Here is a 12157-nt window from a genome sequence, read left to right as displayed (position 1 = left end):
GACGCGCCGCCTGGGCTGGCGGGCTTGTCGCCCCCTGGTCATTACGCGGGATCAGGCGTAAGACCGGCGCTTGGCCGGCGGGACGCGGGCAGACCTCTCCCGTTCGCGGACTCACCCCGCGTCCCCATATATAGTGTTGCCTGATCTGATGAGCACAATATACGGCGTGATTTCGAGTCTCAAGCGCTTTTCTGCGGAGTCGCGCCCAATTCCCGTATTTGCGCGCAAAGGGACGCCGCGATTCCGGCCGAAGGGTCAAGCGTCCGCGCGGCGAAATCGTGGCCGTGCTGCGGCGAAGTTCTGAATTCTCTCACTGAATCAAAATGTTGGCGCGGCGACTCGGCGGGCGAATCGCGCGCCGCTTTTACGGGTTCTCCTGGGGCTCCATCGCCTCATGGTGCGTCACTTGGCCGAGGGAGGGCCAATTTGGCCGCGTCGCCACGTCCTTGGAGCCGCAGCCGCCGCAGCGCAGATGCGCGCTCAGCCCCGGCACCTCCTGCGCCGGGCCGAATCGCGCGAGCATCGCCTCAAGCTCCAGAACCGCGTTATGGCCGCATCGATTGCACCAGCAGAACACGTCGGCGCCGTAGACGATCAGATCTCCCAGCACGGCGCGCCGGCGCGTCGCCTCCTCCCGCTCGATCGCCTGTCGTTTGATCCGCCCCATCGCGCCGCCGCCCGTGCCGTCGGTGATGCGGAAACGATAGGCCGTAGGCGATAGCCGAACAAGAAGCGAACATTCCTAGGGTAGGATGGATCGGCCCTCCGCCGGACCGACCGTCCCGACGTCGCGCTTTCAAACCTTAGATAGGATTTCAGCCGTCGATCAGCCGCAACGGCTTGTCGAAGACGCTGAGCACGTCCTGCAGCGCGCGGGCCCGTTTCAGGGTTCGCTTGCCGCTGCGCAGGATGAATTCGTCATCCTTGCCGTTGCGGCGCTTGGCGACGGCGTAGGCCGGCGCCTCGAGGCTGTGACGGAAGATCGAGAACACCGCGACCGGCCCGTATATATCGAGCGCGTAGTCTTTCCACTCTCCGGTCATGACCCGGCGCGAGTAGCAGTCCATCAACTGCCGGAACTCGTCGCGATCGAAGCGCACCCGCTGTTTCGGCGCGGCGCGGCGGCGGTAATCGGCGAAATCGATCAGCTCCGTCATGCGGTCGGCCGGCCTCCACGGTCAATCGGCGCGACAGGACGCTGTCCCGTCGCCGGGCGTTCGTCATCGAAGCGTAACCGAAAGAACTCGCCGCCGGAAGGATCGATTCCGGGAAACCGGGAGGGGCGGGGGGTCGTCAATTCACCGTGCGCTGGCCGATGCCGTACGGGTCGCGCTCCTCGAAGCATTCGATCTGGCCCAGCGTCCGGTAGCAGTAGAGCGGTCGCTCGATGACCTCGCGCCGCTCCGGCCGGCACAACGGGCCTTTGTCTTCCAGTTGGCGGATATAGCTGCAATCCTGGCCGGTCACCGCCTCGGCGATGAAGTCGCTCGGCAGCTTGTCCTCCAGCACCGTCGTGGTGGTCGCGCCGGCGGCGAGCAGCGCACCCGTCCCGACGCCGCCGATGCACCCCCCCAGCGTCAGGCTCGCGGCCAGCGCGGCGCCTCTCAAGCTCCATCGCACCATAGCGTTTGTTAATCCTCGTTCCTGGGGCGCGCGGCGGCGTCGCCGATCGCGTCCGTCCATCGTCTCGTCACGTCAGAAGCAAGATGCGCGCCAAAATCCACGGCCTGAGGCGCATCGTCGTCTGCGCGCGCCGGTTGCCCCGGCGGCTTGGGTTCCGTAAATACAGGCGACGGCGCGCGTTCGGCGCAATCACCGGACAGCGCGCGACGCCGCTTAGCAAGGACGAGGGCCCCGTGGCTGACATCTTCACCGAAGTCGAAGAGGATCTGCGGCGCGAGCGCGCCAAGAATCTGTGGACGCGCTATGGCCGCTATTTCATCGCTTTGGCGGTGATCGCGATCCTGGCTGCAGGGGCGCACACCTGGTGGCGCTCCTACGAGCGCTCGCAGCAGTTGGAGACCGCCGAACGCTATCAGGCCGCGCTGAGCGAGGGGTCGATCGACTCTGCGCCGGCGGAAGCGGCCGGACGGCTTGAAAGCCTGGCCCAGAACGCGCCCGGCGGCTATGAGCTGGCGGCGCTGATGCGCGCGGCCGGACTCTACGGGCAGGCCGGCGATCATGCCGCGGCGGCGCAGATCTACGAGGCGATCGCGGCGGATTCAGGCGTCGACGAGCTCTATCGCGACCTGGCGGAGGTGTTGGCGATTGCGCAGGCCGCCCAGGTCGACGGGCGCGATGCGGAAGATCTGCTGGCCCGCATCGCCCCGCACGAAGAGGCCGGCGCGCCGTGGCGCTTCACCGCGCTGGAGGCGGCCGCCGGTCTGGCCCTTCAGGCGGGCGATCCCGCCGGCGCGCGCGAGCGTCTGAGCGCCATCGCGGACAGCGCCGACGCGCCCCAGCAAAGCCGCAGCCGCGCCGCCGAAATCCTGCGCGCGGTGGGCGAATGACCCGGGGCGCTCTTCTGCGGGCGTCGGCGACGCTTATCGGCGCGGGCCTTTTGCTCGGGGGCTGCGGGTGGTTCGGCGACGAGGCGGATCCGCCGCTGCCCGGCGAACGCATCGCGGTCATGATCTCCGAAAGCGATGTCGAGCCGGACCCGCGGCTTTCCGACCTGACCGTCAAATTGCCCCCGCCTTACCTCAATGAGGGCTGGCCCCAGGCCGGCGGCTATCCGGATCACGCCATGCATCATCTGATGGCCGGCGACGATCTGGCGCCGATCTGGCGCGCCGACATCGGTTCGGGCTCCGACGACGACCAGCGCGTCCTTTCGGGTCCGGTCGTCGCCCAGGGGCGCATCTACACGATGGACAGCGATTTCGAGATCCGCGCCTTCGACGCCGAGACGGGCGCGCGGCTGTGGCGCTTCGACGCGGAGCCGCCGGACGAGGATGACGAAGCGTTCGGCGGAGGCCTCGCCTACGCCGACGGCATTCTGGTCGCGACGACCGGCTACGCGGAAGTGGTCGCCGTCAACGCCGCAGACGGCGCCGAGTTGTGGCGGCGCAACCTGTCGGGTCCGATCCGGGCCGCCGCCACGATCACTGACGGCCGCGCGGTCGCGATCACGCTGGACAACCAGGCGGCGGCGCTTGATCTGGAGAGCGGCGAGCAGGTCTGGAGCCACGCCGGCTTCGCAGAGACCGCCGGACTACTGGGGGCCGCCAGCCCCGCGATTTCGGATGCGACCGTGATCGTGCCCTATTCGTCGGGCGAACTGTTCGCGCTGCGCCTCGGCAACGGTCGGGTAAGCTGGCAGGAGAATCTGACCTCAACCCGTCGGGTCGACGCGCTGGCCAGCTTGGCCGATATTCGCGCGCGCCCGGTGGTCGATCGCGGCCTGGTCTATGCGGTCAGCCACGCAGGCCGCATGATCGCGATCGATTTGCGTACAGGCGCCCGGGCCTGGGACCGCCGCATCGGCGGCGCCGAGACCCCCTGGGTCGCCGGCGACTATCTGTTCATGCTGACCACCGATCAGATTCTCCTCGCCGTGACTCGCCAGGGCGGTCGGGTGCGCTGGGCGACGCCCATGCCGCGCTTCGAGGACGAGGAGGATCGCGACGATCCGATCACGTGGGTCGGCCCGGTGCTGGTCAAGGACCGGCTGCTGATCGGCAACAATCTGGGCGAGCTTTGGTCGATGTCGCCCTACACCGGCGACCCTCTCGGCAAGATCGACGTGGGTTCGGCGATTCGGATCGCCCCGATCGTCGCCGACGGGATCGTCTATCTGCAGACCGACGCCGGCGACCTGATCGCCTATCGGTGAGCGGGCGGGCCGCCGCGGCGCCTGGGCTCTGAAAGAAGGATCACCCGCGCCATGGCGCGTTCTCGATCATCGTCCCGCCGCGGCTCCCGCGCGCTCGACAAGGCCGGTCTCGCGACACCGTCCGCGGACCTTTTCACGTTGGCCATCGTCGGGCGCCCCAACGTGGGCAAGTCGACGCTCTTCAACCGGCTGGTGGGCAAGCGCTTGGCCATCGTTGACGACACGCCGGGCGTCACCCGCGACCGGCGCGAGGGGGAGGGGCGCATCGGCGATCTCGTTTTCCGAGTGATCGACACCGCCGGATATGAGGACGCCCACGACAAGAGCCTGGAGGCGCGGATGCGCCAACAGACTGAGCGTGCGATCCAGGAGGCGGATCTGGCCCTGATGCTGGTCGACGCGCGCGCCGGCCTGGCCCCCCTGGACGAGCGGTTCGCAGAGGTTCTGCGCCGCCATGGCGGGCGCGTCGCGCTGGCCGCCAACAAATGCGAGGGCGGCGCCGGCGAAGCGGGACGGATGGAGGCCTTCGCGCTGGGGCTGGGCGAACCGCTGCCGTTGTCGGCCGAGCATGGCGAAGGGCTTTCCGACCTCTACGACCTGATCGCCGAGGGCATGGCCGCGAAGCAGGCGCGCGCCGAGCGCGCCGGCGTTCGCGACGCCGAACTGACGCCGGTCGCCGCCGAGGGGGCGCCGGAACTTTTCCCGGACCTTGCGGCGGCGCTCGAGGAGGACGGGGAACAGGTCGGCGACGAAAGCGACGAGATCTTCGCCGTGCCCGAAGAGGCCGACCATCTGCCGGAGGAGGCGGCGGCGCTGGAAGAGGCGCTGCGGGCCAAGCCGATGCAGCTCGCGGTGGTCGGAAGACCGAATGTCGGCAAGTCGACCCTGATCAACCGCCTGATCGGCGAGGACCGGCTGTTGACCGGCCCGGAGGCTGGGATCACGCGCGATTCCATCGCCCTAGACTGGCTTTGGCGCGACCGTTCGCTGAAGCTCGTGGACACGGCCGGCCTGCGCAAGAAGGCCAAGGTGACGGACAAGGTCGAGAAGCTTTCGGCCCTCGACACCCGCCGGTCCATCGATTTCGCGCATGTGGTGGCGCTGCTGCTCGACGCCAACGACATGCTGGAAAAGCAGGACCTGACCATAGCCCGGCAGGTTCTCGAGGAAGGTCGCGCCCTGGTCATCGCCGCCAACAAGTGGGACAGCATCGTCGACAAGAAGGAGGCGATGCAGAAGCTGCGAGACCGCTTCGAGACCTCTTTGCCGCAAGCGCGCGGCGCGCCGATCGTGACCGTCTCGGCGCTCAAGGGCCGCAATCTCGACCAGCTGATCGAGGAGGCGTTCCGCGTCTACGACGTTTGGAACAAGCGCATCCCCACCTCCGCGCTGAACCGGTGGCTTGCGGACCGCACCGCAACCCACCCGCCGCCTCTTGTGAAGGGCCGGCGGGTCAAAATCCGCTACATGACCCAGGCCCGCATCCGGCCGCCGACCTTCATCCTTTTCGCATCGCAGGCCGCCGGCCTGCCGGAGAGTTATCTGCGCTATCTGGCGAACGGCCTGCGCGCGGACTTCGGTCTGAACGGGACGCCGTTGCGGCTCTCCGTGCGGCAGGGTAAGAACCCGTTCGCGCCGAAGCGCTGAGCCGGCGCGACGCCGCCGCGCAAACCGCCGACCGACGTCCGTTACGACGAGAAGGAGGAGCCGATGCCCGTTTCCCAAGCGTCTTTCCTGCGCGCGGCGGCGCTGACGGCGCTTGCGCTGGCGGCGCTCGCGCTCGTCGGTTGCACCGAGGCGATGCGCCAAATTCGGGGCGCCAGCGCCGCCTATGACGGCGCCTGGGTCGGCCATTTCGAGGTCGTCACCCGCACCCGATCCTGCGAGATCACGCGCGGCGGCCTGCGCGCGACGATCGAAGGCGGTTCGATAGACGGCATGGTGCGCCAGCGCACCGGCTCCAATCCTCTCACCGGCTTCATCTTGGAAGACGGCGACCTCGCCGACGGCCGGATGTTCGCGCGCTATGAGGTGGACTCGGCCGAGCTGGAGGGCGCCTTTGACGGCGATGAGGCCGAAGGGACGTGGCTGTCTGAGGAATGCACCGGCGTTTGGCGGATGCGGAAAATTCGCTAACCGGCGGCGCCGAAGAGCGGCGTCGGCGCTAGGGGGCCTCGCGGGTCAGCACGACGCCGTTCTCGACGCAGGACGCCTCCGCCAGACGGACATAGAGGTCGGTGACGGCCGGGTCGCTCGGCGCGATCTGGGCGTCCTCGGGCTCGCCCGGGAAGGCCTGGAAGCGCAGCCGCGTGGCGCACGGCCCGGGGTCCACCAGATTGGCGCGCAGCGCGGATTTCTCCAGCTCCTGGGCGTAGCTCTTGACCAGCGCCTCCAACCCCGCCTTGGCGGCCGCCATCAGCCCCCAGTACGCCTTCGGCTCGCGCCCGCGCACGCAGGTCGTGAAGATCGCGCGGCCCGCCTCGGCCTGGCGCAGCAGCGGATCGAAGGCGCGGATCAGACGATGATTGACCGTAAGGTCCAGGGCCAGCGTCTTGTCCCAGGTCTTCGGCGCCAAATGGTGCGCCGGCGACAGGCCGCCCAACTCTCCGGCCACGCTGGCCAGCACGTCCAGCCGCCCGAAACGCTCGTGCAGCGAGGCTCCGATCATGTTGATCTTGTCGAGATCGCGCAGATCGACGGGCACGAGCGTCGCGCCCTCGGACCGGCCGGCCGCCTTGATCGCATCATCCAGCTCTTCGAGCGCCCCGACGGTGCGCGCCAGCGCGACGACATGCGCGCCTTCTTGCGCGAAGCGTTCCACGACCGCGCGTCCGATTCCCCGGCTGGCGCCCGTTACCAGCGCGATCCGCCCCTCCAATCGACCTGACATGAGATTATCTCGCCTGTTCTCTCAATAGGGAAAGCTGCGCCGATTTGCCGGGCTGGCGCTCCTGGTCGGTCAGCGGGATCGGATACTCGCCGGAAAAGCAGGCGTCGCAGTATTGCGGGCGCGCCGCGTCCCGGCCGGCCAGCCCGACCGCACGGTAGAGCCCGTCCATCGAGATGAAGGTCAGGCTGTCGCAGCCGATCAGCGTGCGCATCTCCTCCAACGAATACTTCGCCGCCAGCAGCTTGTCGCGCTCGGGCGTGTCGACGCCGTAGAAGCAGCTGTAGGTCGTGGGCGGGCTGGCGATGCACATGTGCACTTCGGTCGCGCCGGCGTGGCGCATCATCTCGACGATCTTGCGGCTGGTCGTGCCGCGCACGATCGAGTCGTCGACCAGCACGATGCGCTTGCCCTCGACCACCTGTCGGTTTGCGTTGTGCTTCAGCTTGACGCCAAGATTGCGGATCTCGTCGGTCGGCTCGATGAAGGTGCGCCCGACATAGTGGTTGCGGATGATGCCGTACTGGAAGGGCACGCCCGACTGCTCTGCGTAGCCGATGGCGCTGGGCACGCCCGAATCCGGGATGGGGACGATCACGTCCGCCTCAATCGGCTTCTCGCGTGCGAGTTCACGGCCGATGGCGGTGCGCGCTTCATAGACGCTCTTGTCCTCGACCACGCTGTCCGGGCGGGAGAAATACACGTACTCGAAGATGCAGAACCGGGTCTTCAGCCGCGGGAAGGGGAAGGTGGAGTGAACGCCCTCGTCGTCGATCACGATCATCTCCCCGGCTTCGACGTCGCGCACCTTCTCCGCGCCGATGATGTCGAAGGCGCAGGTCTCGGAGGCCAGCATGTAGGCGCCGCCCAGCTTGCCGAGGACCAGCGGGCGCACGCCCAGCGGGTCGCGCACGCCGATCAGCTTCTTGCGCGTCAGGCAGACCAGACTGTAGGCGCCCTCGACCCGGCGCAGCGCTTCGGTCAACCGGTCGGTCACGCCGCCCTTGGCCTGGGCCAGCAGGTGGATGATGACCTCGGTGTCCGTCGTTGACTGAAAGATCGCGCCGCCGTGCACCAGTTCGCGGCGCAAATGGACGGCGTTGGTCAAGTTGCCGTTGTGCGAGACCGCCAGGCCGCCGAACTCGAAATCGGCGAACAGCGGCTGCGTGTTGCGGACCATCGGGTCGCCGGTGGTGGAGTAGCGATTGTGGCCGATGGCGGCCGAGCCTTTGAGCCGCTCCATCACCTGTTGGCGCCCGAAAACCTCGCCCACCTGGCCGAGCGCGCGGTGGGCGCGGAACTCCTCGCCGTCATAAGTGACGATGCCGCTCGCCTCCTGCCCGCGGTGCTGCAGGGCGTGCAGGCCGAGCGCGGTGTGCGCGGCCGCGTCCTCGGTGCCGAAGATGCCGAAGACGGCGCACTCCTCGCGCAGCTTGTCGTCGTCGAACGGATTGGTGGTGACGTCGGGTATGGGGTGCTGCGTGGCGTCGTGACTCATGGCGTCGGGGCCCTCGCGTCAGTCGATCCGATCATCACCGGTCGACCTGATCCAAAAGATTGTCCAACTGGTCGTTTTCAGCGGGCGCATAGCCCTGGTCGCCGCTCGCGCCGGCTGGGTCCGCGTCCTCGGTTCCGTCCGCGCCCTCCTGCGCCGGATCGTCTCCCGAGCGCGGTTTAGGGTTGTTCAGCGTATCGTAAAGCTCCTTGGCGCGCTGCGCGTCGTCGACCTGGGTCTTGGTTTTCTCAAGCGTCGAAAGACCTTCGGTCTTTAACTCATCGGGCACGGTCGCCAGCAGCGCCACGCCGCCGGCGCGCACCAGCGGGTAGAGCCGCGCGTCGGTGACGCTTCCCGGCAGTTCCTCTTCGGTGAAGACGAGGATCGAGCCGATCAGGAAGACGCAGGCGACGACGTATCCGAGCGCGACGCCCGACACGAAACCGAGCGCCCGATTGATCGATCCCAGCGCGCTTTCCTTCACCATATGGGAGAGCACGGCGCTCACCACCAGGAACAGGATCAACGCGCCTGCAAAAAGCCCGATTCCCGCGGCCAGATCGGCGAAAAGCTCGGTCTCGATGTGGCGTCGGGCCAGATCCTGGGCCTGCGGATAGTAGAGGATCGCGACCGCGCCCGCGCCGATCCAGGCGCCGATTCCGGTCACGAGCCCCATGAACCCCCAGAAACTCGCCAGAACAGCGAAGAGGAGGATCGAGCCGACGACTACGAGATCGACGATGGTGATGGGAAGACCGTCCAGCATGCTCTTCCGTCTTGGGAGCCGGGGACCTTCGTCCCGCGGCTTGAACCGCCTCGCCGCTTGAAGCGGCCCGCCGTCGGCCTGTCGGATCAGGCCGTCCGGCTCAACGCCGGCCCGTCGCCGGCCAACACCGCCGCCAGACGCCCGACGTCGGCGACCTCGCTCACGCGCACGCCGCCGCCGCCCGTCCGCCCGCCGCCCTTCTCGCCGGCGCGCCGCGGCGCGATCGCCCGCTTGAAGCCGAGCTTGGCCGCTTCCTTGAGTCGCGCGTCCGAGCGCCCGACGGTGCGCACTTCGCCGGAAAGCCCGATCTCTCCGAAGACCACCGTCTCTCCCGGCACCGGCTCGCCGGTCAGGGCGGAGGCGATCGCCGCCGCCACCGCCAGATCAGCCGCCGGCTCCGAAATACGAAGGCCGCCTGCGACGTTCAAGTAAACGTCGCGACCGGCCAAGTCCAGCCCCGCGCGCGACTCCAGAACCGCCAGCAACATGGCCAGCCGGTTCGAATCCCAACCCACCACCGCGCGGCGCGGCGTGCCGTAGGCGCTTGGCGCGACCAACGCCTGGATCTCCACCAGCATCGGACGGGAGCCTTCGATGCCGGCGAAGACGGCTGCGCCCGCCACATCCTCCTGGCGATCGGCGAGGAAAAGGGCGGAGGGGTTCTTCACCTCCTGCAGCCCCTGCTCGGTCATGTCGAAGACGCCGATCTCGTCGGTCGGGCCGAAGCGGTTCTTCACGCCGCGCAGGATGCGGAAGGGGTGGCCGCGCTCGCCTTCGAAATAGAGCACCGTGTCGACCATATGCTCCAATACGCGAGGTCCGGCGATCGCGCCCTCCTTGGTGACGTGGCCGACCAGCAGCATCGCGACGCCGCGCCGCTTGGCGACCCGGATCAACTCCTGCGCGGCCGCGCGCACCTGGCTGACGGTGCCGGGCGCGCTGTCCAGCAGATCGACATACATGGTCTGGATGGAATCGATGACGACGACCTTCGGCCCGTCCGGCCGGTCGATCGCCGCCAGAATGTCGGGGACGCTGGTCGCAGCGGCCAGTTCCACCGCCGCGTCCTTGACGCCCAGGCGGTCGGCGCGCATGCGCACCTGATCGATCGCCTCCTCGCCCGAGACATAGGCGACCCGCGCTTGCCTCGACAGCGCGGCCGTGACCTGCAGCAGCAAGGTCGATTTGCCGATGCCCGGATCGCCGCCGATCAGAACGGCCGAGCCGTCGACCAGCCCGCCGCCGAGCACGCGGTCGACCTCCGCCATGCCGGTCTTGAGGCGCGGCGCGCGTTGATTGACGCCGTCCAGCGCGACGAACTCCACCGCCTTGCCGCGACGCGCGGCCGCGCTCGTCCCTTTGGCCTTCCCGCCGATCGGGGGCGCGCTCTCGACCGCCTCTTCGGAGATCGAGTTCCATTCGTCGCAGGCCTCGCATCGGCCCTGCCAGCGCGGATAGACCGCGCCGCAACTCTGACAGATGAAACGGCTGGCGGAGCGGGCCATCGGAACTCCTGGGACGAGGCGTCGGGAACCGCCCGCACTGTGCCGCAGATTCGCGAGGCTGGCCAGCGGCGCGCGGGCCGGATTGGGCCGCTTCAGACGCGCCGATCCTTGTCGTCGCCCCGCATCCTGGTTCAAGGCCGAGCCGACAGTTTATGGTGGGCTATTTGGTCGCGCGGGCGCGCGCCCATCATCCGGAGCCGTGCTTCTTCAGCAGATCCTCGGCTTCGCCGACGGCTTCGTTGCAGGCCGCCTCGTCGCCCCGCTCGTTATGCTCGATCGCCGTCTCAAGATAGCCGAGCAGCGCGGAGAATTGCGGCGCGTCGCCGAACCAGTTCTCGCGCGGCACGGCGGGTCCGCTTTCGCTGTAGGTGGTGGTCCCGCCCTCGGTCTCGATCGCGTCGCCGCGCTTGACGACGGTCTCGCCGTCCACGGCGGTCTCGGTCTCGATGGCCGGATGGGCGGCCACCTGATTGATCCGCGCGCCGCAGTCCTCCGCCAACGCGCCCGCGGCGGGCGCGGCGACGGCGGCGGCGAGGGTCAGGGCGAAAGTCGTGCGTTTCATCGGGGATCCTCCTCTGCGTCGTGATGCGGGGTGGGGATAAAGAAACGCCCCGCCGGGAAGGCGGGGCGTCCGTCCCTAACGGCCATATTGTTAGGGGGCCGAATTAGTCAAGACGGGAGGGTTGACGTCGTCCGTCAGATCTTAACGCCCGCCTTGCCCTCGTAGTCGGCGGGACCGTGGCGTTCCAACATCTGCGTGTTCTCGTCGCCCCACTTGCGGTTGATCATGCGGCCGCGCTCGACCGCCGGGCGTTTGCCGATCTCCCGCGTCCAGCGCTGCAGGTTCTTGTAGTCCTGCACCTGCAGGAACTCGCCGGCGTCGTAGAGCTTGCCGAGCGCCAGCACCCCGTACCAGGGCCAGACGGCGATGTCGGCGATGGTGTAGGCGTCGCCGGCCAGGAAGCGGCTTTCGCCGAGGCGCCGGTCCAGCACGTCCAACTGGCGCTTGGCCTCCATCGCGAAGCGATCGATCGGGTATTTCTGGGGGAATGGCGCATAGGCGTAGAAGTGGCCGAAGCCGCCGCCGAGATAGGGTGCGCTGCCCATCTGCCAGAACAGCCAATTCAGCGTTTCGGTCCGCGTCGCGGGGTCTTTGGGCAGAAACTCGTCGAACTTCTCCGCCAGATAAAGCAGGATCGATCCGCTCTCGAAGACCCGGATCGGCTGATCTTGGCTGCGGTCAAGCAGCGCCGGAATCTTGGAGTTCGGATTGATCGCAACGAAGCCGCCGCCGAACTGATCGCCGTCGCCGATGTCGATCGTATAGGCGTCGTACTCGGCGCCCGTGTGGCCGAGATCGAGCAACTCCTCCAGCATGATGGTGACCTTCACGCCGTTCGGCGTCGCCAGCGAATAAAGCTGCAACGGATTGTCGCCGACCGGCAGTTCCTTCTCATGCGTCGGGCCGGCGATCGGGCGATTGGTCTTGGAGAATTTGCCGCCGTTTGCGTCGCTCCACTCCCAAACCTTGGGCGGCTGATAGCCGGGCGGCTGGGCGTCGGGATTGGCGTCGGTGTCGCTCATGCTGGTCATATCCCCTCTTGTTCGATGGCTGTCGGTTCGCAACCGATCGTTCCACTATCTGGCCCCGGCGACGCGCCAGACAAGC

At 68.0% G+C, this 12157-nt stretch carries 13 protein-coding genes; 4 read left to right on the top strand and 9 right to left on the bottom strand.

Features of this window, described 5'->3' with window-relative positions; translation table 11 throughout:
- Positions 1-364 precede the first annotated feature (364 nt).
- From RIB45_RS14770 to RIB45_RS14760, 3 genes are all read right to left on the bottom strand, one after another.
- Entirely contained in the window at positions 365-667 is a 303-nt protein-coding gene (locus tag RIB45_RS14770; protein WP_350051156.1) for a hypothetical protein, read from the bottom strand.
- A gap of 148 nt (positions 668-815) precedes the next feature.
- A complete protein-coding gene (locus tag RIB45_RS14765) occupies positions 816-1157 on the bottom strand; it encodes a DUF2794 domain-containing protein (protein ID WP_350051154.1) in 342 nt (113 codons plus the stop codon).
- 136 nt (positions 1158-1293) lie between these two features.
- A complete protein-coding gene (locus tag RIB45_RS14760; RefSeq protein ID WP_350051152.1) occupies positions 1294-1623 on the bottom strand; it encodes a hypothetical protein in 330 nt (109 codons plus the stop codon).
- Between the two features lie 233 nt (positions 1624-1856).
- Between RIB45_RS14760 and RIB45_RS14755 the strand changes: the two genes are divergently transcribed.
- The 4 genes from RIB45_RS14755 to RIB45_RS14740 all read left to right on the top strand — a co-directional run bounded on the left by RIB45_RS14755 (position 1857) and on the right by RIB45_RS14740 (position 5971).
- Positions 1857-2510 (top strand): tetratricopeptide repeat protein, encoded by a 654-nt coding sequence (locus RIB45_RS14755; protein WP_350051151.1) that lies wholly within the window; start codon positions 1857-1859, stop codon positions 2508-2510.
- Positions 2507-3835 carry an outer membrane protein assembly factor BamB family protein gene (locus RIB45_RS14750; RefSeq protein ID WP_350051150.1) on the top strand — a complete coding sequence of 443 codons (1329 nt, stop codon included), beginning with the start codon at positions 2507-2509 and terminating at the stop codon, positions 3833-3835. The genes RIB45_RS14755 and RIB45_RS14750 overlap by 4 nt, the downstream gene beginning before the upstream one ends.
- Before the next feature lie 51 nt (positions 3836-3886).
- On the top strand, positions 3887-5482 hold the full coding sequence (gene der, locus RIB45_RS14745) for a ribosome biogenesis GTPase Der (RefSeq protein ID WP_350051148.1): 1596 nt from the start codon (positions 3887-3889) through the stop codon (positions 5480-5482).
- 63 nt (positions 5483-5545) lie between these two features.
- On the top strand, positions 5546-5971 hold the full coding sequence (locus RIB45_RS14740) for a hypothetical protein (protein ID WP_350051146.1): 426 nt from the start codon (positions 5546-5548) through the stop codon (positions 5969-5971).
- A gap of 28 nt (positions 5972-5999) precedes the next feature.
- On the opposite strand, the gene RIB45_RS14735 is transcribed toward RIB45_RS14740, so the two are convergent.
- The 6 genes from RIB45_RS14735 to yghU all read right to left on the bottom strand — a co-directional run bounded on the left by RIB45_RS14735 (position 6000) and on the right by yghU (position 12072).
- On the bottom strand, positions 6000-6725 hold the full coding sequence (locus RIB45_RS14735; RefSeq protein WP_350051145.1) for an SDR family NAD(P)-dependent oxidoreductase: 726 nt from the start codon (positions 6723-6725) through the stop codon (positions 6000-6002).
- Between the two features lie 4 nt (positions 6726-6729).
- Complete coding sequence (gene purF, locus RIB45_RS14730) at positions 6730-8220, bottom strand: amidophosphoribosyltransferase (protein WP_350051144.1); 1491 nt, start codon at positions 8218-8220, stop codon at positions 6730-6732.
- A 34-nt stretch (positions 8221-8254) separates the two neighbouring features.
- A complete protein-coding gene (locus RIB45_RS14725) occupies positions 8255-8983 on the bottom strand; it encodes a CvpA family protein (protein ID WP_350051143.1) in 729 nt (242 codons plus the stop codon).
- Between the two features lie 86 nt (positions 8984-9069).
- Entirely contained in the window at positions 9070-10488 is a 1419-nt protein-coding gene (gene radA / locus RIB45_RS14720) for a DNA repair protein RadA (RefSeq protein WP_350051142.1), read from the bottom strand.
- Positions 10489-10675: 187 nt separating this feature from the next.
- Positions 10676-11050 carry a hypothetical protein gene (locus RIB45_RS14715; RefSeq protein WP_350051141.1) on the bottom strand — a complete coding sequence of 125 codons (375 nt, stop codon included), beginning with the start codon at positions 11048-11050 and terminating at the stop codon, positions 10676-10678.
- 134 nt (positions 11051-11184) lie between these two features.
- On the bottom strand, positions 11185-12072 hold the full coding sequence (yghU, locus tag RIB45_RS14710; protein ID WP_350051140.1) for a glutathione-dependent disulfide-bond oxidoreductase: 888 nt from the start codon (positions 12070-12072) through the stop codon (positions 11185-11187).
- Between the last annotated feature and the right edge of the window lie 85 nt (positions 12073-12157).

This window comes from Marivibrio sp., from assembly GCF_040218065.1.
Lineage (GTDB): Bacteria > Pseudomonadota > Alphaproteobacteria > UBA8366 > Aestuariispiraceae > Marivibrio.
This window is presented reverse-complemented; position numbering and strand designations above follow the sequence as displayed.

Coding starts and splice junctions, on each gene's coding strand:
- RIB45_RS14770 (WP_350051156.1), bottom strand. CDS start 667: ATGGGGCGGATCAAACGACAGGCGATCGAGCGGGAGGAGGCGACGCGC.
- RIB45_RS14765 (WP_350051154.1), bottom strand. CDS start 1,157: ATGACGGAGCTGATCGATTTCGCCGATTACCGCCGCCGCGCCGCGCCG.
- RIB45_RS14760 (WP_350051152.1), bottom strand. CDS start 1,623: ATGGTGCGATGGAGCTTGAGAGGCGCCGCGCTGGCCGCGAGCCTGACG.
- RIB45_RS14750 (WP_350051150.1), top strand. CDS start 2,507: ATGACCCGGGGCGCTCTTCTGCGGGCGTCGGCGACGCTTATCGGCGCG.
- der (WP_350051148.1), top strand. CDS start 3,887: ATGGCGCGTTCTCGATCATCGTCCCGCCGCGGCTCCCGCGCGCTCGAC.
- RIB45_RS14740 (WP_350051146.1), top strand. CDS start 5,546: ATGCCCGTTTCCCAAGCGTCTTTCCTGCGCGCGGCGGCGCTGACGGCG.
- RIB45_RS14735 (WP_350051145.1), bottom strand. CDS start 6,725: ATGTCAGGTCGATTGGAGGGGCGGATCGCGCTGGTAACGGGCGCCAGC.
- purF (WP_350051144.1), bottom strand. CDS start 8,220: ATGAGTCACGACGCCACGCAGCACCCCATACCCGACGTCACCACCAAT.
- RIB45_RS14725 (WP_350051143.1), bottom strand. CDS start 8,983: ATGCTGGACGGTCTTCCCATCACCATCGTCGATCTCGTAGTCGTCGGC.
- radA (WP_350051142.1), bottom strand. CDS start 10,488: ATGGCCCGCTCCGCCAGCCGTTTCATCTGTCAGAGTTGCGGCGCGGTC.
- RIB45_RS14715 (WP_350051141.1), bottom strand. CDS start 11,050: ATGAAACGCACGACTTTCGCCCTGACCCTCGCCGCCGCCGTCGCCGCG.
- yghU (WP_350051140.1), bottom strand. CDS start 12,072: ATGAGCGACACCGACGCCAATCCCGACGCCCAGCCGCCCGGCTATCAG.